The organism is Psychrobacter sp. DWR1-2-3 (genome assembly GCF_049896465.1).
GTDB classification, from domain to species: domain Bacteria; phylum Pseudomonadota; class Gammaproteobacteria; order Pseudomonadales; family Moraxellaceae; genus Psychrobacter; species Psychrobacter maritimus.
Genome location: NZ_JAFCUJ010000002.1, coordinates 264617 through 288706, shown reverse-complemented (window position 1 = coordinate 288706; position 24090 = coordinate 264617). Strand labels below are relative to the sequence as shown.

14 protein-coding genes are annotated in these 24090 nt (G+C 43.8%); 11 read left to right on the top strand and 3 right to left on the bottom strand.

Annotation, left to right across the window (positions count from 1 at the left end; translation table 11 throughout):
• Nucleotides 1-352: 352 nt before the first annotated feature.
• Nucleotides 353-886 carry a hypothetical protein gene (locus ACP7AA_RS04420; RefSeq protein WP_426222776.1) on the top strand — a complete coding sequence of 178 codons (534 nt, stop codon included), beginning with the start codon at nucleotides 353-355 and terminating at the stop codon, nucleotides 884-886.
• A gap of 110 nt (nucleotides 887-996) precedes the next feature.
• On the opposite strand, the gene sat is transcribed toward ACP7AA_RS04420, so the two are convergent.
• Complete coding sequence (gene sat, locus ACP7AA_RS04415) at nucleotides 997-2250, bottom strand: sulfate adenylyltransferase (RefSeq protein WP_426222775.1); 1254 nt, start codon at nucleotides 2248-2250, stop codon at nucleotides 997-999.
• A 265-nt stretch (nucleotides 2251-2515) separates the two neighbouring features.
• Here sat and ACP7AA_RS04410 point away from each other — a divergent pair, with 265 nt between their 5' ends.
• The 3 genes from ACP7AA_RS04410 (at nucleotide 2516) to ACP7AA_RS04400 (ending at nucleotide 5495) form a co-directional block, all read left to right on the top strand.
• Complete coding sequence (locus tag ACP7AA_RS04410; protein WP_426222774.1) at nucleotides 2516-4201, top strand: nitrite/sulfite reductase; 1686 nt, start codon at nucleotides 2516-2518, stop codon at nucleotides 4199-4201.
• A complete protein-coding gene (locus ACP7AA_RS04405) occupies nucleotides 4194-4790 on the top strand; it encodes a DUF934 domain-containing protein (RefSeq protein ID WP_426222773.1) in 597 nt (198 codons plus the stop codon). Before ACP7AA_RS04410 ends, ACP7AA_RS04405 begins: the two co-directional genes overlap by 8 nt.
• Before the next feature lie 66 nt (nucleotides 4791-4856).
• Nucleotides 4857-5495: a phosphoadenosine phosphosulfate reductase family protein gene (locus ACP7AA_RS04400; protein WP_298906827.1), complete on the top strand. Its 639-nt coding sequence runs from the start codon at nucleotides 4857-4859 to the stop codon at nucleotides 5493-5495.
• 96 nt (nucleotides 5496-5591) lie between these two features.
• Here the strand turns inward: ACP7AA_RS04400 and ACP7AA_RS04395 are convergent, their stop codons facing one another.
• Nucleotides 5592-6335, bottom strand: coding sequence for an SDR family NAD(P)-dependent oxidoreductase (locus ACP7AA_RS04395; RefSeq protein ID WP_426222772.1), 744 nt, complete (start codon nucleotides 6333-6335; stop codon nucleotides 5592-5594).
• A 356-nt stretch (nucleotides 6336-6691) separates the two neighbouring features.
• Between ACP7AA_RS04395 and ACP7AA_RS04390 the strand changes: the two genes are divergently transcribed.
• The 6 genes from ACP7AA_RS04390 to ACP7AA_RS04365 all read left to right on the top strand — a co-directional run bounded on the left by ACP7AA_RS04390 (nucleotide 6692) and on the right by ACP7AA_RS04365 (nucleotide 16951).
• Entirely contained in the window at nucleotides 6692-7642 is a 951-nt protein-coding gene (locus ACP7AA_RS04390; protein ID WP_426222771.1) for an acyltransferase, read from the top strand.
• A gap of 278 nt (nucleotides 7643-7920) precedes the next feature.
• Nucleotides 7921-9537, top strand: a complete 1617-nt coding sequence (gene cysG / locus ACP7AA_RS04385; protein WP_426222770.1) for a siroheme synthase CysG — start codon at nucleotides 7921-7923, stop codon at nucleotides 9535-9537.
• Between the two features lie 406 nt (nucleotides 9538-9943).
• Nucleotides 9944-10081 (top strand): hypothetical protein, encoded by a 138-nt coding sequence (locus tag ACP7AA_RS04380; protein WP_298871415.1) that lies wholly within the window; start codon nucleotides 9944-9946, stop codon nucleotides 10079-10081.
• Nucleotides 10082-10218: 137 nt separating this feature from the next.
• Entirely contained in the window at nucleotides 10219-11811 is a 1593-nt protein-coding gene (locus ACP7AA_RS04375) for an exonuclease SbcCD subunit D C-terminal domain-containing protein (RefSeq protein WP_426222769.1), read from the top strand.
• 91 nt (nucleotides 11812-11902) lie between these two features.
• On the top strand, nucleotides 11903-15850 hold the full coding sequence (locus ACP7AA_RS04370) for an AAA family ATPase (protein ID WP_426222768.1): 3948 nt from the start codon (nucleotides 11903-11905) through the stop codon (nucleotides 15848-15850).
• A gap of 54 nt (nucleotides 15851-15904) precedes the next feature.
• On the top strand, nucleotides 15905-16951 hold the full coding sequence (locus ACP7AA_RS04365; RefSeq protein ID WP_426222767.1) for a WG repeat-containing protein: 1047 nt from the start codon (nucleotides 15905-15907) through the stop codon (nucleotides 16949-16951).
• Nucleotides 16952-17121: 170 nt separating this feature from the next.
• Here ACP7AA_RS04365 and ACP7AA_RS04360 read toward each other — a convergent pair whose 3' ends face one another.
• Complete coding sequence (locus tag ACP7AA_RS04360) at nucleotides 17122-22011, bottom strand: NAD-glutamate dehydrogenase (RefSeq protein ID WP_426222766.1); 4890 nt, start codon at nucleotides 22009-22011, stop codon at nucleotides 17122-17124.
• Between the two features lie 484 nt (nucleotides 22012-22495).
• Between ACP7AA_RS04360 and purD the strand changes: the two genes are divergently transcribed.
• Nucleotides 22496-23821 (top strand): phosphoribosylamine--glycine ligase, encoded by a 1326-nt coding sequence (purD, locus tag ACP7AA_RS04355; RefSeq protein WP_426222973.1) that lies wholly within the window; start codon nucleotides 22496-22498, stop codon nucleotides 23819-23821.
• Nucleotides 23822-24090: the final 269 nt, after the last annotated feature.

Genomic DNA, 24090 nt, shown 5'->3' with positions numbered 1-24090 from the left:
TAATAGGGATAAAAACCTTGCGTTTCGAAATTCGGTTCTATGGATAATGAGCAATATGCTAACAGCCTGTGAGACAATTGCTTAGTGACAAATACGCTTATCGAGTTATTAACTTGGCATAAGTAATTTTATTAGTTATTCTAAAGTGTTTGTTTTTTCTCGGTATTTTTGTAGTTTTGTGATAAGCAGACACTTTTGAGTAAGTTACGGTATTGCTTAGGCTCTAGACGAGCCTCTATAGAGTCGATATTATCCCTTAGCTTGTTGTATATCAGGCGCTGCACTGATAAAACTTAGCCGATCCGCTTTCACTTATTTTCTGTTTACTAACCCCTTTATTAAAGGTAATGCAATGATCAAGTCTCCACCTCGTTATGCCTGTCAGTCACGCTTTTTTGTTGGTATTTTAACGTCCTCTATGACTTTATTGGCCTTAAGTGGCTGTAATAACGTAACGCCAAGCGTTAATAACCAAACGATTCAGCAACCAAACGCTGCTGTCACGCCAGCGGTGCAGACGGTCGTTGGTGATTACGCCTCTGACGGTTATGCCAAGCGTGCACAAGGCTATGATTGGGTAGGTGTGATGATAAGAGCTGACGGCGCAGACAATGGCGAGCAAATTGATATTAAAGTACGAGCGCGTAGCGATGTGAAAAAGCCAACTTGTCACTTCGATGGTAAAGCGACATTAATGGGTCAAGACGAGGCGCACGGTGTTATTTTCCAAGCTAAGATTAATGACAGTACCGCCTTTTTCCAGTTTAAAGATGATACTTTGACCATTGATAGCCAAGATAAGTACGCGCTGAATTATTTTTGTTCGGGTGGAGCCTCATTCGTTGGCGAATATCAAAAGCTTGAGGGTGATTTAGCGCTCAATTAATAGCTTTAATTGCCTATTTTAGATAATAAAATGAAATAAGAAAAAAGGTGGCAGATAGTTACTCTGACACCTTTTTTATTGCGCATTATCTTTTTTAAATATTAAGGTTCTTATACTGCAGAGGCACCGACCAATTTCACCTCAGCACGTTCCTCTTTTGCGATACCGGCGTAGTAGTCACGCAAAATCTGTAAAACTTCTGGACGGCTAAAGTTCTCTGGCACATCAAGATCTTCTGACAATGCTTTACGTAGCTTCGTGCCTGATACTTTGACGTGCTCAGATGCTTCATGCGGGCAGGTTTTATCAGAAGCCATAGCGTTACAAGCATTACACCAAAACGTCCAGCCAATCTTTAATGGCTGAGTAATCAAATCATCTTTACCGACATATTCAAAGATAGTCTGCGCATCAAAGGCACCATAATAATCACCGACACCGGCATGGTCACGACCAACAATCAGATGGCTACAGCCGTAGTTTTGACGGAATACCGCGTGTAGTAGCGCCTCGCGTGGTCCTGCATAACGCATATCGAGCGGATAACCGGCTTGAATGACGGTGTCTTGTCTAAAATAATTATCAATCAAGGTTTTAATCGCCTCTTGGCGCACTTCAGCTGGGATATCGCCCGGTTTGAGTGCCCCGAGCAATGAATGAATCAATACCCCATCGCAAATCTCGATAGCAATCTTGGCTAGATATTCATGTGATCGGTGCATTGGATTACGCGTTTGGAAAGCGGCGACCGTTTTCCAACCTTTGGCATCCAAAATAGCGCGGGTCTCCGCAGGGGTTTTATAAATCTCTGGGTATAAAGTTGGGAACTCGCCTTCGCTCAACACCTCAACACTACCTGCAATGTTTACTTCACCTTGGTTGAGTACTTGTTGTACGCCCGGATGCTCAGAATCTGTGGTGGTAAAGACTTGCTGACACTCATGGGCTTTATCGATGGTATAAGTCTCTTCTACCGTTAAGATGCCCATAATCTCGCCATCTTTCGCAACCAATGCGACTTTATCACCTTGATTTAGGCTGTCGGCAGTCGCTTTAGGCGCTGATAACGTGATGGGAATTGGCCAAAACAAGCCAGCATTGTCGCCACTTTGCAGGCGCATATCATCAACGACGCCCTGCCAATCTGCCTGATTCATAAAACCATTTAGCGGCGTAAATCCACCAATACCGAGCATAATCAAATCGCCACGCTCACGTGAGCTCAGGGTAATCGTCGGCAAGCTGCTGGCAAGTTTCAATGCTTGGTTGCGGGCATCACCCTTTAATAGTAACGGTTTAAGCTCGCTGCTGCCATGTGGCGGCACAAGTTTTGATGAGGAGAGATTGGGATTAGTAGATGTCATTTTTAAAACCTTAATAATGAAATTGAGAGATAGTTGGTCAGGAGAATGAGCGCTTAAATTTGATAAGCATAGGCTACCTAACTTTCGTTATGAAAATTTATGCTGACTTTGGATATACATATGTCTTAAAGGAATTTATGTTTATAGACGCAAGCTTATATGATGTGACTCTGAATTGTTTACCTTGCGATTGGCAATACAAGCGATCACACGCAAATCATTTTCGTCGCCGCTTTTATGTTTCAAACAAAATTGAGATTACGTCATGTATCAATATAATTACGCTGACCAAACCTTGGTAGAAGAACGAGTCGCCCAGTTTCGCGACCAAACCGAGAGGTTTTTGGCAGGTGAGCTGCCAGAAGAGCAGTTTTTACCGCTGCGTTTACAAAATGGGCTATATATCCAGCGCTATGCACCGATGCTACGTATCGCCGTGCCTTATGGCTTGCTGGCAACCTATCAATTACGCAAATTGGCTGAGATTACCCGTAAATATGATAAAGGTTACGGCCACTTCACGACCCGTACCAATATGCAGCTGAACTGGCCAAAACTAGAAGAAGTGCCAGATATTTTGGCAGAATTGGCATCGGTGCAAATGCACTCGATCCAAACCTCGGGTAACTGTATCCGTAATACCACCACCGACCCTTATGCTGGTATTCATAAGGAAGAGATCGCCGATCCGCGTCCTTATTGTGAGATTATTCGTCAATGGTCAACCTTTCATCCGGAATTTGCTTTTTTACCGCGTAAATTTAAGATTGCCGTGATTGGAACGGCGAAAGATCGCGCGGCAACGCAAGTCCATGATATTGGACTACATTTAAAGAAAAATGACGCAGGCGAGCTTGGATTTGAGGTGATTGTCGGGGGCGGACTTGGGCGTACGCCAGTGATTGGCAAAACCATCAATACATTTTTACCGCGTCAGCATCTGCTCAGCTATTTAGATGCGATTTTGCGTGTCTATAACCTGCATGGTCGCCGCGACAATAAATTTAAAGCGCGTATCAAAATATTGGTCGATAGCATGGGCGGCCCAGCGTTTGCCAAGTTGGTCGATGCCGAATGGGAAGCCAATATCAAAGATGGGCCGTTGACTTTGACCGATGCCAACTTTGACAAGGCCAGCAGCTATTTTACCGAGCCTGATTATCTCAGCTTTGATGCGCTACAGGTACAGTCGGACTTGCAGCAGCAACTAGAGGCTGACAAAGACTTTGCCAATTGGTACCAGCAAAATACCGTGGCGCATAAAATCGCAGGCTATCGCGCGGTGGTTATTTCGTTAAAAGCGGGCTTGGTCGACGGACGCTACGTACCGTCAGGTGATATTACTGAGGCGCAAATGGACGCCCTCGCCGACCTCGCTGACGAACATAGCTTTGGCGAGCTACGTGGTACCTATCAGCAAAATCTGGTCTTTGCCGATGTACAAACCAACCGCTTGTACGAGCTATGGCAGCAGCTGGCGGCGCTACATTTGGCCCGTCCAAATATCAACACCCTAACCGATATGATCGTCTGCCCAGGCTGGGATTTTTGTTCGCTTGCCAATGCCACGACCCACAATATCGCTGAGCAAATCGAAAAGCAGTTTAATGATCTCGACTATCTTTATGACTTAGGTGAGATTCGCCTCAATATGTCTGGCTGTATGAATGCTTGCGCCCATCACCATACCGGCGATATTGGTATCCTTGGGGTCGATAAAAAAGGCGAATACTGGTATCAAATCAGCCTTGGCGGTAACTCTAGCAACGACGCCAAACTCGGTAAGATATTAGGCAGGGCGGTACCAACCGATGCCGTAGCAACGACGATACAAAAGATAATCGACGTTTACTTAGAGCAGCGCGTTAGCAATGACAATGACGTCGAAGGCTTTGGTGAGTTAATCGACCGTATTGGTATTACCCCTTTTAAGGAGAAGGTCTATGGCTAATCATCATGTGTTTACTAGCGAAGGCATCGATATTAGCGAGACTGACACTTGGCTTGCGCTTAGCACCGTTGAGCTGCCTGACGGTATTACCCTGACCGATATATCTTTGTTAGAGCTGCTGCAAAAACAAGAAAGACTTGAAATCGTTTTACCGCTTGCTGATTTATTAGATGCTAAAGGCAATATTGCAGGCGGACTATTACAACAAGTACGTGAATTGTTAGCCGAGCATATTAGCCGTACCGGTGTCTGGGTGACATCAGATAGCGATACCGAAGTGCTGACGCGTATTCCAGAGTTTTTATTACAGCAAGATTTGATTGTGATTCACGTCCCCGCTTTCACTGACGGACGCGGTTTTAGTTACGCCCAAACCTTACGCCAAATGGGCTATCAAGGCGAGATTCGTATGGCTGGCAAGTTTGGTCGCGATCAAATCGCCTATCTGCTACGCGCAGGCGCAGACAGTTTTGTGATAAGCGCGCATGACCTGCAGTCTATCTCTGATATCAGCCAAGCATTTAATGCACTTGCCAGTAGTTATGACGGTCGTAACGCCGCCGACTTACCGATGTTTGCTGGTGCTTAATATTCATATTTACCACCCTACTTATTATCAATCATTTATATATTTTTTACCCTTAAGGAATCCATCATGAGCCAATTACACCCAAATTTAGATATCGATCAAGCCAACCAAGAACTAAAAGGTAAATCACCAGAAGAAATCGTCGCATGGGCGCTTAGCCAAGCAAAAAACCCAATTATCACCACCAATTTCCGCCCATATGAGTCAGCGATTTTGCATTTGGTTGCTAAACAGCGCCCTGATATCACGGTATTGTGGGTAGATTCTGGCTATAACACCGACGCGACCTATCAATTTGCCAATAAAGTTATCCGTGACTTAAACTTAAACGTTATCACTTATATTCCTAAGCAAACGGCTGCCTATCGTGACGCAACCATGAACGGTATCCCAGGCATTGATAATCCGCAACATGATGAATTCACTGATCAAGTAAAACTTGAGCCATTTCGCCGTGCGTTAGATGAGCTAAAACCTGATGTCTGGTTTAACGCCATTCGCAAAGATCAAACTGAATTCCGCCAAGGTCTTGATGTGCTTAGCTTATCAAAAGATGGCGTGTTAAAAGTAGCGCCGTTATTTGAAAAAACTGATGCTGATTTAGACGTGTATCTTGAAGAGTATAATCTACCAAATGAGTTTGATTACTTTGATCCGACGAAGGTTGAAGAGAGCCGTGAGTGCGGTTTGCACACGCAGTTATAATATTGCTGACTTAAGAAATCACTATGTTTGAATGTAAAAAGCCCTTTTAAATGAAAGGGCTTTTTTAATTTCGATAGCTTATAGCTTTTTAGAACGTTATTTACGACCGAGAACCCAACCACCATCCATAAAGACGTTCGAGCCGTGCATATAGTTTGAGTCATCGGATGCTAAAAACACAGCAAGCGCTGTAATTTCTTCAGGCTTGCCAGCACGCTTAGCTGGTATACGATTTAGACGCTCATCCTCAATACCGTCCGTCATTGGGGTTTCGATAAAGCCTGGCGATAGAATATTCACTTTGACGCCTTGACTACCGAAATCAAATGCCAACTGCTTGGTAAATCCTAGCACTGCATGCTTTGAGGTTACATAAGCGGAACCACCTGGGCCTGCCATTTGCGTGGCTTGGGAGCCAACATTAATAATGGCCCCACGCCCTTGCTTGATAAAGTGTGGAATCACCGCTTTTGAGGCAAGATATGGCGCTTTGACATTAATAGCCATCAATTTGTCATATAAATCTTCTTCTAACTCGACGGCATTATCATAAGCGTCGTGGATACCAGCGCCATTATATAAAATGTCAATTTGACCATAAGCTTCCAAGGCTTTATCAACTACGGCTTGAATCTCTGCTTTTTTGGTCACATCAGCAAGCACAAAGAGAGCTTCTTGACCCTTATCTGTCATGTCTTTGACAATACGATTGCCGTCTTCTTTATCGCGACCCGTGACGACGACCTTTGCACCTTCGTTGGCATACGCTTTTGCAGTCGCTTCGCCCAGTCCTGATGTGCCGCCAAATATAATGGCCACTCTGTCTTGTAACTTCAGCATGTTCATCCTTGTTTTTTATGTCGTAAATGAAACTTTTTTCTATCTGATAACGTCTGAGTTAGATTAACATAGTCACTTAACACTCAATGTTAGCCTATGTTGGATATTTTTTATAAGCTAATAACTGACACACATCTAGCCTTTTAGTTGCATAAATAACGTTTTCTTAACGTTTTATCAGATAACATTAAGGTATTCTATGGCTTCAAAACTGGCGTAACATCACATTAAACATTACGCTAACCTTTTAAAGCTAAACTATGGACGAAGTTGCCCGCCATTGCGGCTACTTGTGCTTATTTTTATAATTAATCTCGATCATGGCTTTGCCACACTCATCAATACGGATATTTGTTATGCCCTTTATAAAAAAAATTGATTCATTCTATGAAAAACTGCACGATAAGCTGCCAGCTGTCGGCAAGGCAGCCTCTTTTTTGACGGGTACTGGCGTCCTTACTGCTAATAGTGCGTTGGTTGGTCTACCGGTCTGGACTATGGGCGCGGCGAAAGTATTGACTGGCGCGAAAGCTGCGGATGATGCGCTGATTGCAATTACCAAATATTGGATTAACAGTAATAACGCCGTGATTGACCACGCACTACCGCATAAAGACTGGCGCATCAACCTGCCCGATGATCTAAGCGAAGACAAGCAGTACCTCTTGGTCAGTAACCATCAGTCGTGGGTCGATACCAGTATCGTGCAATATATCAGCCAAGATACGCTACCTTTAACGCGATTTTTTACTAAGTTTAATTTGATTTATATTCCCGTTATCGGTCAAGCCTTTTACTTTTTAGACTTCCCAATGATGCGCCGCCACTCTAAAGAAGCGATTGCCAAAAATCCTGCCCTCAAAGGTAAGGATATCGAAGAAGCAAAGCGCGCCTGTCGTCAATTAAAAAACAAACCCTTTGCCTTACTCAATTATTTGGAAGGGACGCGCTTTACTAAAGAAAAACATGATAAGCAAGGCTCACCTTATCAGCATTTGTTAAAACCACGCGCTGGCGGGTTGTCATTGGCGCTTAATGCGTTAGGCGATGAATTGGATTCTATTTTAGATATCACTATCGTCTACCCAGACGGCGCGCCTGATTATGATGATTTATGGAAGGGTAATATTCGCCGCTTGGGTGTCGATGTGACTCGCTTAACCATACCAGACGAATTATTTGCGGCCATCATGAATGGCGGTTATGACCGTGACGAGACCACTAAAAAGATGATGTTTGATTGGTTAGAGGATATTTGGCAACAAAAAGATGCCCGCATTACTAAGATGCTAAGTGAGTTTGAATAGAATTTGGCAACCCGTTAAATGTCGTTATCGCCAATATCTAATGCCAGTTATCATGTAACTATTATCTATCAGCTACTAGCCACAAGCTTAAAAGTTAGCTTGTGGCTTTTTACTCCGTTATTCTGCATTTTAATTCCCTACCTATTCCACATCCTAGCAAAAATCATCAGTAACATGACAAAAACGAATATGTTAATGCCAATTCACTAGGTGAGCGTCCGCCTGTGATACCTCATAATGGTGGCATATTTTATATTGATTGAATCATTGGTGATGCTATGAACACCTTTCCGCTATTTTTTAAATTAGAAGACCGCAAAGTGCTGATCGTTGGTGGCGGTGATGTCGCGCTACGTAAAGCTGACTTGCTCAGCCGCGCTGGTGCTGCCATTACGATTCTTGCACCAAGTATTAGTACTGAAATACAAGCCTTGCTCAGCCACACTAAGTACAAAGCCAAGCACGAACTCATTTATGAAAACTACAATAAAGCTTATATGACAGGTGCGCGAGTTATTATCGCCGCAACGGATGATGAAACTCTCAATCATCAGATTCACGCTGATGCTATCGATCTTAATATTCCGGTAAATGTGGTTGATACGCCGCATTTATGCGACTTTATTTTCCCTGCTATCGTTGATCGTAATCCCATTGTGATTGGCATTTCATCTAACGGTAAAGCGCCGGTGCTGGCACGTCTATTGCGCGCTCGTCTTGAAACTTTAATTCCGCAAGGCTATGGCAAACTGGCCAAGCTTGCTGGTGAGTTTCGTAGTGAGGTAAAAACAAAAATTCCAACCCTTACCGGACGCAGGCAGTTTTGGGAACGCGCCTTTGAAGGTCAAGTCAGTCAGCTGATGTTTGCCGGTAATGAGAAGGAAGCGGCTGCCCAATTAAAAGCTGATTTAGATAACACAGCATCCGCTATCAATGAAAAAAATACAGCAGATGATATATCTATAGAATCCCAAACCGTAAAAAACACAATGGGCGAAGTTTATATCGTTGGCGCTGGTCCTGGTGATCCAGAGCTACTCACCTTTAAAGCGCTTCGCCTCATGCAGCAAGCCGATATTGTCTATTATGATGCGCTAGTATCACCGCAAGTATTGGATTTATGCCGCCGCGATGCCGATAAAGTATTTGTCGGTAAAAAACGCAGTAATCATGCGGTCGCGCAGCTTGGCATCAATGAGTTATTAGTCAATAGTGCAAAAGATGGTCGCCGTGTGGTACGGCTAAAAGGTGGCGATCCCTTTATTTTTGGCCGTGGCGGCGAAGAGATTGAAAGCCTACGTGCGCATAGTGTTCCTTATCAAGTCGTACCCGGTATTACCGCCGCTAACGCTGCTGCTAGCTATGCTGGCATTCCACTCACGCACCGTGATCACTCACAGTCGGTACGTTTCGTTACGGGATTTTTGAAGGCTGGCGCGCCCAATAGTAACTTTAAGAGCTTTTTAAATACTGATGAGACCGTGGTGTTTTATATGGGGCTGCACTCGCTGGCACGTTTGACGACAGGTTTAATTGATGCTGGGCGTAATAGCGATACCCCAATCGCTATCGTCTCCAATGCTAGTATGCCCAATCAACAAGTATTAACAGGTACGCTTGAGACTATTGTCGCTAAGCAAGAACAAGCACAACTGCCAACCCCTGCTTTACTTATTATGGGTGACGTGGTCGCGTTACATCATGATTTGGCTTGGTATAACCTACAGAATCAGCAAGACAATCAAAACACATCAGAAACTGATAACAACTGGTTGCGAGGCGGTACGGCTACGACGCCAAACAAAGAACCTACTAGCCAGCAAGCGCATGCACTATCTATGGTCGCTAACTTGGCAACAACTGATGATGGTTTGGAGCAGTTGGTGATTGGTTAGGTTTTATTATTACTTTCTAAAAAGTTAAGTCCTACCGATAATATATTGGCAGGGCGTTTTTTATGCGCTTGCAACAGAGCAGAAGAACAAATCCCACCAATTCTTGCTAGAATAATCGCTGTCTTATATTATGAATTTTTAGGCAGAGTCTCAAAATCATGCTGCCCTACTAGCGTCCTTTAGCGTTATAATCAAATAGGAGATAGGTGGCCAATTTAACCTAAATCTAAGCTTATATTTTTCACTAACATACCTAAAAATAATTACTGTTATCACTATTGTGAGCGCTGGAAATGAAGTTTTGGCCTATTAGAACCCTTGAGGAATTAGAGATTCTATTAAGGGGTCAGCCATTAAGAACCGTAAAGAGGCTTATCAGTGGAACTCAAAGCAGTTAAGTAAAAAGGTGACACCCCCGCAAGGTGTTGAGTATCCTAATATTTTTTCTATAGAAAATCTACTAGAGGATTGGACCGTACAGGGCATTACTTGGGAAATCCTACCTGAATATATGGTTAATTATAAAATCTTCACAGGTCGTTAATGTAGGGCAAGCCCTAATAAAGAGTCAGTAGCCAAAAGCGAGACTGGTAAATTATCATTTATGGTATGATTATTTAACTCTAAATCACTTATTGATTAAGCCATCCTCTTAATTATTTACGCGTTGTAATATCCTCTATGTCAAAGTCTGCCGAATTGTCTGCCATCTCCAAACCCTTAACCATTTTACACACCTCAGATTGGCATTTGGGGCGTAGGCTTTATGGGCGCATGCGTTATGATGAATTTGAAGCGTTTTTAAATTGGCTGCAGGATACCATTAGCGCGCAAAAAGTAGATATATTAATCGTTGCGGGTGATATTTTTGACACCATGACGCCGAGTAACAGAGCGCAGGCACTATATTATGAATTTTTAGGTCGTGTATCTAGGTCTTGCTGCGAGCATATCGTCATCGTCGCGGGCAACCATGACTCCCCTACTTTTTTAGATGCACCAAGCAATGTCTTAAAATTCTTAAATGTTCACGTCATTGGCACCGCTTGTGAAGACTTAAACGATGAAATGTTGGTTTTAGATGCTGCAGACGGTACACCGCATTGCATCATCGCCGCAGTCCCTTATTTGCGTGACCGTGACGTGCGTAGCAGTGCCGCTGGCGAGTCCGCGGATAGTAAAGATGCCAATGTCATCAAAGGCATTCGTGCCCATTATGATGAAGTCGCTAGTATTGCTAAAGCGAAGCAAGCTAAATTAGCCGAAGTACACCAGCGTCATATTCCTATCATCGCTACAGGGCATCTATTCGCAGCAGGTGGCACCACTACTGAAGACGATGGTGTGCGTGAGCTTTATGTCGGCTCACTCGGAAAAATCTCTGCTGATATGTTTGATGAAAGCTTTGATTATGTGGCACTTGGGCATTTGCATGTTCCGCAGCGCGTCGGTGGTCGTGAGAGTATTCGCTATTCAGGCTCGCCTATTGCGATGGGCTTCGGTGAGGCTAAGCAACAAAAACAAGTATTACTGGTACAGTTTGGCGCAGTAGAAAATGATTTTAGCAATCAAAAACCAGCGTCAAATAGTACATCTGAGAGCACTATTCTTCAGCTTACTAATACAGTGACCACGATTGAAAAATCGGTAGAAAAAACCACTAAAAAAGTAGCCAGTCAGGCGACGGATTTTATGGACGATTTGTTTGGCTTTGATAACACAGCAGAAAGCGAAGAGAATACGCAAAAAGCCTTTGAAGGATCAATTTCTAATCAGATAGACGCTATACAGAGTAATGCTTCCACAAATAACTCTATTGCATCCTCCAACCTATTACATCATAACGAATCACAGCAGATGCAGGTTATTTCCCTACCCATCCCAAAATTCCAAAAATTGGCGCAAATATCGGGTGATTTGGAATCTATTAATAAGACTATTGATAAAACCATTCAATCTCTTGAGGCAACAGAATCTGTCTGGCTTGAAATTATTTATACGGGTGATGAGGTGGTCAGCGAGTTGCGTGAGCATATTCAGGCGATGGTCGATAATTTGCCGTGTGAGGTGTTAAAAATTAAAAACACGCGCACCTATAATAAAGTCCTTAACCAACAGCAAATCTCTGAGACCCTACAAGATTTAAATGAGGAGGAGGTATTTGAGCGCTGCTTAACCGCTCATAATATTCCTGATGAGCAAAAATCATCCTTACGTGACGCCTATGATCAAATCGTTTATAACTTGCGTCATGAAGACACTCAGGCTGAATAATAGCAGCGCATTTTGGATGCCAGCCAACAACTTCTTCACTTTTCATCACTGTTCTCTTTATAACTGCTCTATATAAAAATAAGACCTGCCCATGCGACTGATTGAACTGCGACTCAAAAATTTGAACTCCCTAAAAGGCGAATGGCACATTGATTTTAGTGACCCCGCTTTTCTAAATGAAGGGGTTTTTGCTATTACTGGGCAGACGGGCGCTGGCAAGACTACTATTTTGGATGCGATTTGCTTAGCACTATATAGCCAAACGCCAAGATTGGGTGATATCACCGGCTCAACGAACGAGATCATGACCCAAGGTACGGGTGAATGCTCGGCAGAAGTTATCATCGAGATAGATTCCAAACGCTATCAATGCTACTGGTACCAGCATCGCGCCCACAAAAAAGCCAAGGGTAACTTATTACCGATTAGACACGAGATTAGTGAGGTCAAAACCGGCAAGATTTTAGAAGAGAAAAAATCTAAGACATCAGCCTACATTCAAGACCTTATCGGCATGGATTTCAATCAATTTACCCGCTCCATCATGCTCGCACAGGGCAGTTTTGCCGCGTTTTTAAAGTCAGATATTGGCGATAGAGCAGCGATTTTAGAAAAAATCACCGGTACTGCTATCTATGCCAAGATATCGTTAAACGTCCATGAAAAGAAACGCTTTGAGGAAGAAGTGCTTGGCAAGCTACAAGCGGGCGTTAATAGCTTATCGTTATTAAGTCTTGAAGATGAAAAGCTACTGGTAGCAGAGCTACAGACCCTTAATCAACAGCAAAGCAAGCAGCGACAAACTTTCAAAACCCTGAGCGAGCAGCTGCAGTGGCTGGATAATGTACAGCAGCTGCAGCAAAATATATTAACTTATCAAAATGATTTTGCAGCGGCTCAGCAGGCTCAGCAAGCCTTTACTCCAGAAGCGCAGCGCCTAGATATTGCTAATAAAGCCTTGGAGATTGATAGCCAATTTCGAGAGCTTAGCTATAGCCGAGAGTCGGTCAAGAGGTTGGGTTTCGAGCAGCAAGATTTGCTTAATAAGATTCCAACACAGCAAGAAGCGCTGGCACAAGCCACGACCCATTTAGATAATATCAATACCATTGAAAAGCAAGCTACGGACAATCTGCAGACCACCTTACCTATCATTGCAAAAACGCGCGAGTTGGATGCTGAAATAAAACAGCAATCCCATTCTTTGGCAGACGATAATCAACGTAAAGACGTCTTAGTCAATAATACGCAACGATTACGCCAAGAAATAGCCAGCCATGGACAAACAGAAAAAGAGACCAAAGCTCAGCTTAGCAGTATAGAAAAATATTTTAGCGATTATGAAGAGCTAAACGATCTCGATACAGATATGGCGACCTTTGATAGCAGCTGTCGCCGACTAGTGGTGCTGCTAGAAGATAATGTCAGCTTAGCGGCGGATAAACTTGCACATGACAACCAATCAAGCCAGCTACAAGTTCATTTCGATAAGCTCTCTAAGCAGCAAGAAGCATATGAATTGTTAATTAAGCAAAAACGCGAGCAATTGGTCAACGTACAACAGCAGCAAGTAGCACTTATTGAAAAACAATCGCTTGCTAGTATGCGCGGCGAGCAAGAGCAAGTCGATCAGATCAACACTCAGATTGCGCAAGCCAGCTTTAAGCTACAGCAGCTGTCTGAGCTTGCGAGCCAAATCGAAAAGATCAATCTCTCGCTGCCCACGCTAACCGAGGAACTAACGACCTTAGCAGGATTGATTGCTGGTCATCAATCAGATATTCAAGACGCTAAGCTTAAGAGGCAAGAAAAACAAGAGCATCTGAATTTACTACAGAAAGTCGCTGGGCTTGAGGACTACATAGCAGAGCTAGAAGATGGCTTGCCCTGCCCACTTTGCGGTGCGCATGAGCATCCTTATGGCAAACATCATCCATTATTAGACAGTAATCATACTGATGATGACAATGCCGAGCAAAACCAGTCGTCCACAATAAAACAAACTCAGCAGCAAATAACTGAACTAGAAACCGTTATTGATAACCTTGAGCAGGCTTTATCAACATACAATATCCAATATGCCACCAAGAAAGAGACGCTTAACAACCAAGAGCAACAACTAGCGCCGCTACAGCAGCAATCCGAAATCTTACACGGCGATATTCAGTCGTACATAGCCTCACTGTTTGAGGCTGAAAACAATTATTCTGAAGCAATCGCAGCAATTATTAATCCTCTTTATAAGATAGGCGATGATATCAATGCGATTATCACGAATATGGACCATTGCTTATCCTTATTAGACACCGCCAAACACAACCTGACTGAACATAAACAGTCTCTTAAAACCATAGTGGTCGAATATGACAACCTAACTGAAAGTGCTACAAAGCTTAGTACTGCCATCGAAGCCGATGAAAAGCAGCAACAAGCACTTAGTCATGACATTAATAATCTAACCACTGACATTAAGCTTAACTCGCAGAAGCTTGATGGTATAAAAGATAAGATTGCCGCTAATTTCTCGGAGTTGGCGCCCCTGATGACCACCGTTTCATCTCTAACGCATAAATACCCTGCAGATAAATATAAAGATTATTTAACTACAGCGCTCAATGCGGCAGACATCCACGATGCACTTAAGCAATTGGGTAATAATTTTGATAAACAAACGGTAATAGACAGCGCAGATTATGACCGTCATATTGAAAAACTGCGTCAACAGCGCAGCGCTTTAAACCAGTTAAAACGACAATTTAATGAGCAGAAAGACCGCCAGCAGCAGCTAATTAATACCTTAAGCAGTTTGACCGCGCAGATTGAAACCAAGCAAGCACAGCTTAGCAATGATGACACAGCGCTCAAAGAGTTAGTGAACTTAGTTGCTCATAAAACCAATGCTATCGAACAATTAAAGCAGAATAGAAAAGAGATTTTTACAGATAAAAATACAGACAATGAAGAAAATAAATTACGCCGTGCGGTTGATGAGGCTAAAGCCAAGCAAGTAGTAGCACAAAGGCAGCTAGACACTGTACAGCAGACTCTAGAGCAATTAACGGCTAGAGAACAACAGCTAGACACAGAGCTACAGGCGGCGATGTCTACACTGAATACGCAGCAAAGCATTTTTACTCATTTGCTCGCAGAGTCACAGTTCGTAGATGAAGCTGCTTTTGTGAGTGCCCGCCTGCCTAAAGAAGCGCGTGAGTCACTACAGACACGTAAATTAGCGATTGATAATGCATTGCATCAAGCTAAATTACAGCTGGATAGCACCCAGCAAGCATTAGAGCAAAAACTTGCCAATCCTATGACCGATGAAGACCGAGAAATACTTGCTGGCCAGCACCATCAAATACAAATAGACATCGACGAGTTAAGTCAAAAAATCGGTGCGATTGACCAAAAGCTTAAGGATAACGACAGTCAAAAAGGCCAACAAGCGGCACAGCTCATTGCTATCAATGAGCAAAAACAAAAGCTGCAAGTTTGGCAACAGCTACATACGCTCATTGGTTCCGCTGATGGCAAGAAATACCGTACTTTTGCCCAAGGCTTAACGTTTGAGGTCATGATTAGCCATGCCAATACTCAGCTACAAAAAATGAGTGACCGCTATTTACTCATTCATGATGACAGCAATCCCCTTGAGCTCAATGTCATCGACAACTATCAAGGCGGCGATATTCGCAGTACCAAAAATCTCTCCGGCGGTGAAGGCTTTATTATCAGCTTGGCATTAGCGCTCGGACTATCACAAATGGCCAGCCACAATATTCGCGTCGACTCGCTATTTTTGGATGAAGGCTTTGGCACACTTGATGAAGAGTCGCTTGATATTGCGCTCGACACCTTAACCAGCTTGCAGCAAGAAGGTAAACTTATTGGCATTATCTCGCATGTACAGGCGTTAAAAGATCGTATCTTAACCCAAATTAAGGTTGAAAAACTCTCTGGCGGCTTTAGCCAAATCAGTGGTCAAGGCTGTCGCCGAGTTGCCAATGCTATCAATGCTACCAATGAAAAAGTCTCGTAAGTTAAGACTGTCGTTAAGTCAGTTAATAAAAATCATGGTAATAAGGAAATAGCGATGACCAACGAATTAGCACTCTTAACATGGGTAACTATTTTATCTATTGGTGCAGTTAGTGCTATCACCCCTGCCCACGCTACCATCAGCTGTGCGGGTTACTTACCCAATAGCTATTTTGAGCGTATCGAAAACAATAAGCCTTTTGCTGGCAAGTTGGTCGAACAAGCCGATAGCACGCAGCAATTACAAGAGTTAAATGGCAAGGTGTTACTAGACAATCTTACCGATGCTTATATATTGATGGACACTTATGTACTTGCCAAACAGCATGGCAAATACGGCGTTATCAATGCGGCTGGCCAGATAATTGTGCCTTTTGAGTATGATGAGATTCAAACCGAACCGGATATTGCCACCAGCTTTATTGTCAGCGTTAAGTCATCAGATGGTAAGAGCAAACAGGGTATTATCAATCGCCATGGCGGCTGGGTTTATCCGTTAGACAATGCTCATATCGAGCATGCGCATTACGATTCTGGTTATGATCAAGATTATTTTATAGTGGCTAAAAATAATGGTCTGACGGGATTGCTCGATGATAGAGGTTACTGGGCTATAAGACCGCAATATGATGCGATTAATCCGTTAAATGCTTGTACAGGCGAGCCTCTATATCTACAAGTTAGCCTGCAAAATAAAACCGCGTTGATTGACCAAAACAATGATGTCATCATTCCACTTGCTGCCAATCAACATATCGAAGCCTTTAATGCTTCTGCCAAGCCGCTGCTTTTTTTGCGCAGCAGCTTAGTTGCTGGTAGCCGCGCTATTGGCATGAGCGAAGATATTCAAGAGGATATTGTTAGCGCCCAAATTATTGATGCTAATGGTAAGTTAATTCTCGCATCAGATGCACCGATTAGAAAGCTGCTATATCATCAGCTCTATACTTATAAACAAGCGGGCAAATTTGGCATTGTTAATGATAAAGGCAATGTGATACTAGAGCCCCAGTTTGATAGTTATCGTGATGATGCGAATGAGGTATGGGTTGAAAAGAATGGCAAAATGCAGCGTTTAAATACTTTCATAAAGTTAGAGTAGTACTTTTATCATTTTTACTGCTCCTATTTTATTATGCCTATTTATCATTTGAGCATTAGAAAATAAAAAACCACCGTTAACTCATAACGGTGGTTTTTTTAATCAAACGATGTGCTTGCTTTAGATGAACACTTATTTAGCTTGTTCCTTCCTTGGCTCCTATTTGGTCACTATTTAGTTACGAGGCCACTAAGCTCACTCATTAACACCGATAACGTCGATAAGCTGATAGCACTCTCATCATTGCTATCCAATTTTTGCATCTCTGCCGTGACGGCGTCAAGTTGGCTGGCATGACGTGATTTCCAGTCATTAAAGGCCTGCTTGGCATCAGCTTGCGTCAACAAGGTATCCATCAGCATGCGTAAGCTGCGCGAGACTTCGTTGACAAGCGCGTGACGCGCACGGCGATCCCAGTGGTCTTGCTGTGGTAAGGTGGCGATATTGTCCATCATCCAATCTAACTGCAAGACGTGATAGGCCTCAAAGTATAAAGTCGCAATCTCATCAACTGGGCGCTCATACTGCTCAGCCAATAGCGCGGCATCTAGGGCATCAACGTGATAAGGCAGCATCGCAAACATCGCCGCGTCATTAGCAGAGAGATCATCTGCCATCAAGCTTGTGGTATCTTCTTGCAAGTATTCTGAGAATTGCTGCTCAATAAAGCCACCTGCTTTGGTCAATTTTTCGACACTGTCTTCAAAGCGATTGATCATATCGGCAACTTGCAAATCTTGACCAAAGGCATTGATAAACCATACCACGCCATTTTCAAGTGCATCACGCAGACGCAGCTCAAGCTCAAGCAGCAAGGTCGCATCAACTTGATTATCCAGTGACTCAAGCAAATTCCATGCTTTTGACACATGGAAGACGTCACGGGAGATCGCATAACCGCGCGCAATGGTGGCAAGCGTTTGCCCTGTTTCTTCATGTAGGCGGAATAACGCTTCGATACCCAGACGGTTCACGATGCTATTGGTCAAATAAGTACTGATGATTTCACGGTGCAGACGATGTTCTTTCATCTCATCAAAGAAGCGTGATGCCAGCTCATCAGGGAAATATTGACGCAGCTCATTGACGAAGTACGGCGCATCAGGTAAATCTGATGATAATAAATGATCATATACCCACATTTTTCCGTAAGCCATGACGATTGCCAGCTCAGGATTGGTGAGGCCTGTGCCCGCTTTTTGGCGTTTGGCAATCTCTTCATCGGATGGCAGATACTCAATCGCGCGGTCAAGACGACCTTCGGCTTCTAACATTTGAATAAAGCGTTGATGGTCACTTAAGTTTGCCGCGGCTCGCAGATGGCTAAGCTCAAGCGCTTGCGGTTGTAGATAGTTTTGGCGTAGCACCAATTCAGCGACCGTGTCGGTCATAGATTCTAACAGCTCATTACGCTGCTTTAATGTCATGTCGCCTTGCTCGACCACTTTACCTAGTAAAATCTTGATATTTACTTCATGATCCGAGCAATTGACACCGCCTGAGTTATCGATGGCATCGGTATAAATGCGACCACCGGTTTGTGCGTATTCGATACGCCCTTGTTGAGTAAAGCCTAAGTTGCCACCTTCGCCAACGACTGCCGTACGCAGCTCACCACCGTTGACACGCACGGCGTCATTGGCGCGGTCACCAACATCGGCGTGACTTTCATTAGCACTTTTCACATAAGTTCCGATACCACCATTCCAAATCAAATCAACAGGCGATTTTAATAGCGCACTGATTAGCTCATTGGGCGCAAGGCTATCTTCACTGATATCAAATAGTGCTTTCATCTCAGGGCTAATCGCAATGGTTTTATCTTGACGTGAAAAGACGCCGCCACCTTGACTGATGAGCGATTTTTCATAGTCGTCCCACGTCGAGCGCGACATCTCAAACAAACGCTCACGTTCGGCATAAGATGCGGCAGTATCTGGGTTTGGATCAATAAAGATATGCAAGTGGTTAAAGGCCGCGACCAGCTTGGTATGAGTAGATCTGAGCATACCGTTACCAAATACGTCGCCGCTCATATCGCCGATACCAACGACAGTGAAATCATCACGGTTTTGGATGTCCATACCGCGCATACGGAAGTGACGTTTGACCGATTCCCAGCCGCCGCGTGCGGTGATACCCATGGCTTTATGGTCATAGCCAACCGAGCCACCTGAGGCAAAGGCATCGTCAAGCCAGAAGTTATACTCGCTTGATAAAGCATTGGCAATATCTGAGAAAGTAGCGGTACCTTTATCGGCGGCAACTACTAAATACGGGTCGTCCTCATCATGACGCACGGTGTTGGCTGGCGGGACAATTTGACCATCGACTATATTATCAGTAACGTCAAGCATACCGCGCAGGAACGCTTGATAACAGGCAATCCCTTCTGCTTGGAAAGCTTCACGACCATCGGCCATGGTTTTGGTCTTAACGATAAACCCACCTTTTGAGCCAACCGGTACAATCACCGCGTTTTTGACCATTTGTGCTTTGACCAGACCGAGTACTTCGGTACGGAAATCTTCCATACGGTCCGACCAACGCAAGCCACCACGAGCGACTTTGCCGCCGCGTAAATGCACCGCTTCTACACGTGGCGAATAGACAAATATCTCAAACATCGGCTTGGGTTTTGGTAAGTTTGGAATGTCTGCCGCTAAGAATTTAAACGACAAACGGTCTTTACGTTGCCCATCTCCTTCTCTTTGATAAAAGTTGGTACGTACCATGGCATTAATCAAGTCCAAATACCAACGGAAGATACGGTCTTCATCTAAGCTGCTGACACCAGCCAATGCGGTGGTAATTTGCGCTTGAATTTGACTGGTCTTGCTGGCACGTTCCTCAGTACTGTATATAGGATTCATCCGTGCATCAAACAGCTCGCCCAGTGCGACGCTAATAGCGCTGTTTTTTACTACGGTTTGCTGAATATAAGCACTAGAGAACGGGGCTTTTGCTTGCATCATATAACGCGACAAGGCTCGCAGTACGACCACATCATAAGTGTCTAATCTGGTGGTTAATACCAACTCATTAAACGAGTCACTCTCGATACGCCCTGCCCAAATTTGCTTTAGGCTGTCTTCAAACTGCGCGCGTACTACTTGCATATCGATGGTATCGACATGTTCCAATACCAGCTCATACTCTTGCATCCAAATCGACTGCTCTGGCAAATCAAACTCATAGGTTTGTGCTGAGATGACCGATACACCAAAGTTTTCTAGCACCGGTAAGACTTTTGAGAGAATGACAGGGTCTTGGCGACCGTATAGCTTTAGGTGCAGCTGATTGCTGGCATCGCCCGTTGACTGATATAAATGCCAAATCATTGGCTGCTCATCGCTCAAGCCCGCCAAACGCTTGGTATCTTCAACTGCCGTACGCGCATCAAATCGTTCTTGATAAGCCGCAGGAATATAGCTTAAAAAGCGGCGCATTAAGGCATTGGCTTGCTGCTCGCCCACATTATCAAGCAGCATTTTTTGATAATGATCGCTCCATGACTGCATCAGCGCCGACAGCTTATCTTGTAGCGCCGCCGTATCGACCTCATTTACTTGACCGGGCACCGTGCGCACATGCACATGGACGCGGGCGTGTTCTGACTCGTTAAATTCCGTCGTAAAGCCCGATGACATACCACCATAAGCGTCTTTTAGGACATTTTGTACTTTAATACGCAGTTCGGTGTTGAACTTATCGCGCGGGATATACACCAAGCAGGAAACAAAACGCTGATAATGGTCGACGCGGCTAAATAAACGTAAGCTTTTCTTATCTTGCAATTGGCTAATGCCAGATACGATAGGATATAACTCTTCGATGCTGGCTTGAAACAGATCATCACGCGGTAGAGAATTAATCACGTGCATCATTTTGTGATAAGCGTGACCGTCTCGCGGTAAATCTGCCATCGCCATGATTTTATTGGCTTTTTCACGCAGCAGCGGAATCTGCTGTACACTGAGCTGATAGGCTTGGGCGGTAAAGAGCCCAATAAAGCGATATTCACCAATCAATGTGCCATTAGCATCAAACTTATGAATACCTAAAAAATCCATATATACCGGACGATGCACCGGTGACACACGGCTTGATTTAGACAACATCAATATACGTGGCTCAGTAAGTAGCTTTTTGAGGTTACTTGGCAGCTCATCAAAGCTCTTTGATAAAGTATCTTCACTACCGCCGCGCAACAGCCCAAGACCACTATCGCCAATGGCGTATAAGTCTAAATTGGCATTGTCATTATTTTTGTGGCTGTCTTTATGACTGCTTTCATCGCTCTTATTATTCACATCGTCATGTATATTAATGAAGCTGCCGCCCTCTAAGCGGTATTCGCGATAGCCTAAAAAGATAAAACGATCTTCTAATACCCAATCCAAAAACGCTTGAATCTCTTGCTGTGAATAAAACACTTCTGGTAAATTTTGGCCGGCCAGCTCCGCCTTTATATCCGTCAGCTTGGCACGTATCTTTTGCCAATCATCAACGACGACATCAAGGGTATCTATTTTTGCGAGCAGCATTTGTTGTAGCGCCGCCAACTCATCATTGTTTTGATAAGCAATTTCACAATGAATCAAAGACATTTTTGAGGTGTCGCTTTCATGCGCGCTTTCGATATGGCTAATACTGCCATTTTCATCGCGCTCAACACTCACAATAATATTATAAGTACGATGGACGTCGATACCTTCCGCTTCTAGACTCATCAAAAGCGTATCTACTAAAAAGGGTCTATCGTAAGCGACTATTTGAATAACGGTATGAGAGCTATGAAAATGCTGCTCTTCGGCTATGGGGTTAAAAATAGCGAGCTGCGGCTGACTGCCATCATAAGCTTTTAGAAGTGTAAAGTGATGTAGCGCCATCCCTGCCAAATCAATATTACTGATATCTTTGGCGGCTTCTTGGTGCAGGCTTTGGTAATAGCTATGAATAAAATGGTCAAATAATGATTTGTCCTGTTGCACATAACTGGTGGCAATATCGCTTATCTGGCTGATCCGCTCTTTTGCGATATTTAGGGTGTTAAGCATATCCATTGTCCTTTGTTATAAGTTTGTTGTTCTCGTTTCTTCTATGAATGAGTTATTTCTACTGACGACTTATTTAACATAGCTAGCCGATTTAACATGACACTTAGCTATCTGGTATACAGTTAATTTCCCCTTTTTTAATATTTTATTTAACATTTATTGGCATTCCATGACTTAAATGGCATAAATAGCCATTTACTGGTGTTTATTATTTCTAGTCTTTACTACTGCCAATCTATCAAAGTGTAACGCACCTCAGCCCATAGCTAAAGCGTACAACATCATTTCATGAATCATGAAGATGTCGATAACCTTTAATAATGAGACAATACCATCCTAATGTAGTCTAATACTTGCTGGCAGGTGGATACTCATGACAATCACGGCGTTTTTTTGTTAGAATACCGCACTATATTGAACCGTATTTTACTGGCTCAATACTCACTCAATATTATGACTTTTAATGCTAAGGGCAAGACGTATGATGAATATTTTGGTGATTGGCTCAGGTGGTCGCGAACATGCACTAGCATGGCAGTGTGCAAAAGACGACAACGTACAAAACATCTATGTCGCGCCCGGTAATGCTGGCACTGCCCTTGAAGCTAAATGCCAAAACGTCCTGTTAGAAGATGCAGCCGATGCTGACGAACACAGTGCGGTCGTCGAATTTTGCCAAAATAACGCTATCGACATGGTGATTGTTGGTCCAGAAGCGCCATTGGTAACGGGTATCGTCGATGTTTGCCGTGCAGCTGGCATCAAAGCATGGGGGCCAACCGCTTATTGTGCGCAGTTAGAAGGCTCAAAAACTTTTGCTAAAGAGTTCATGGCGCAAAATAATATTCCAACGGCTGCCTATCAAGGGTTTACGGACGCTACTGCTGCTAAAGCCTATATCGATGAGCAAGGCGCGCCGATTGTTATCAAAGCCGACGGTCTTGCTGCAGGCAAAGGCGTTATCGTCGCTGAAACCATCGAGCAAGCGCATGAAGCGATTGACGATATGCTTGCTGACAATAAATTTGGTGATGCTGGTAGCCGCGTGGTCATTGAGCAGTTTTTGCAAGGTGAAGAAGCCAGCTTTATTTGCATGGTAGATGGTGAAAACATCTTACCGATGGCAACCAGCCAAGATCATAAGCGTGCTTTTGAAGGCGATACTGGGCCAAATACCGGCGGCATGGGTGCTTATTCTCCAGCGCCAGTCGTCACTCAAGACGTTCATAACAAGGTGATGGCACAAGTCATCCAGCCTGTTGTTGATGCGATGAAAGCTGCCGGTCATCCTTATACTGGATTTTTATACGCTGGGCTGATGATTGATGATGCGGGCGACCCGTATGTGATTGAGTTTAACTGCCGTTTTGGCGACCCAGAAACACAGCCTATTTTAATGCGCTTGCAATCATCGATGGTTGAGTTAGTCGCACAAGGGTTAGAGGGTAAATTACCAACCGAAGCCAATTGGGATGAGCGCCCTGCTCTAGGTATTGTCGTTGCTTCGAAAGGCTATCCTGAAACCTCATCAAAAGGTGATGTGATTACAGGCTTACCAGAATTAGATAATGATAATAAAAAATCGGTAAAAGTCTTCCATGCTGGCACGGCTTTCTCTAATCAAGATGCGCTTAGCAATGAAAAAGAAGTCGTGACCAACGGCGGGCGCGTATTGTGCGTGACGGCATTGGCTGACACTATCTCTGACGCGCAGCAAGCGGCATTGACAGTGACGGGCGCGATTAGTTTTGATGGTGTGCATTATCGCCGTGATATTGGTCACCATGCGATTGCTCGCGAAAACGTTTGATACAGCTGAGCTGATTTAAACGTTAGATTTTAAAGCTCTCCTTTAAAAGCTCCGTTTTAAAAGCTCTGCTTTAAAAGATGCGTTTTAAAACCTACAGAGTTTTTATAATGATTCGACCTAGTGTAGCGCTAGGTCGTATTTTTTTAACCGCACTTTTACTTAACTTTTTTAATCTAGTTTTTAATGACCGTTTTTCAATAGGTTGTTTTTGAAGTACTTGCTTTTAAAAATCTATCTTTGACCGCTTAGTGTTAGAATAAAGGTCATCA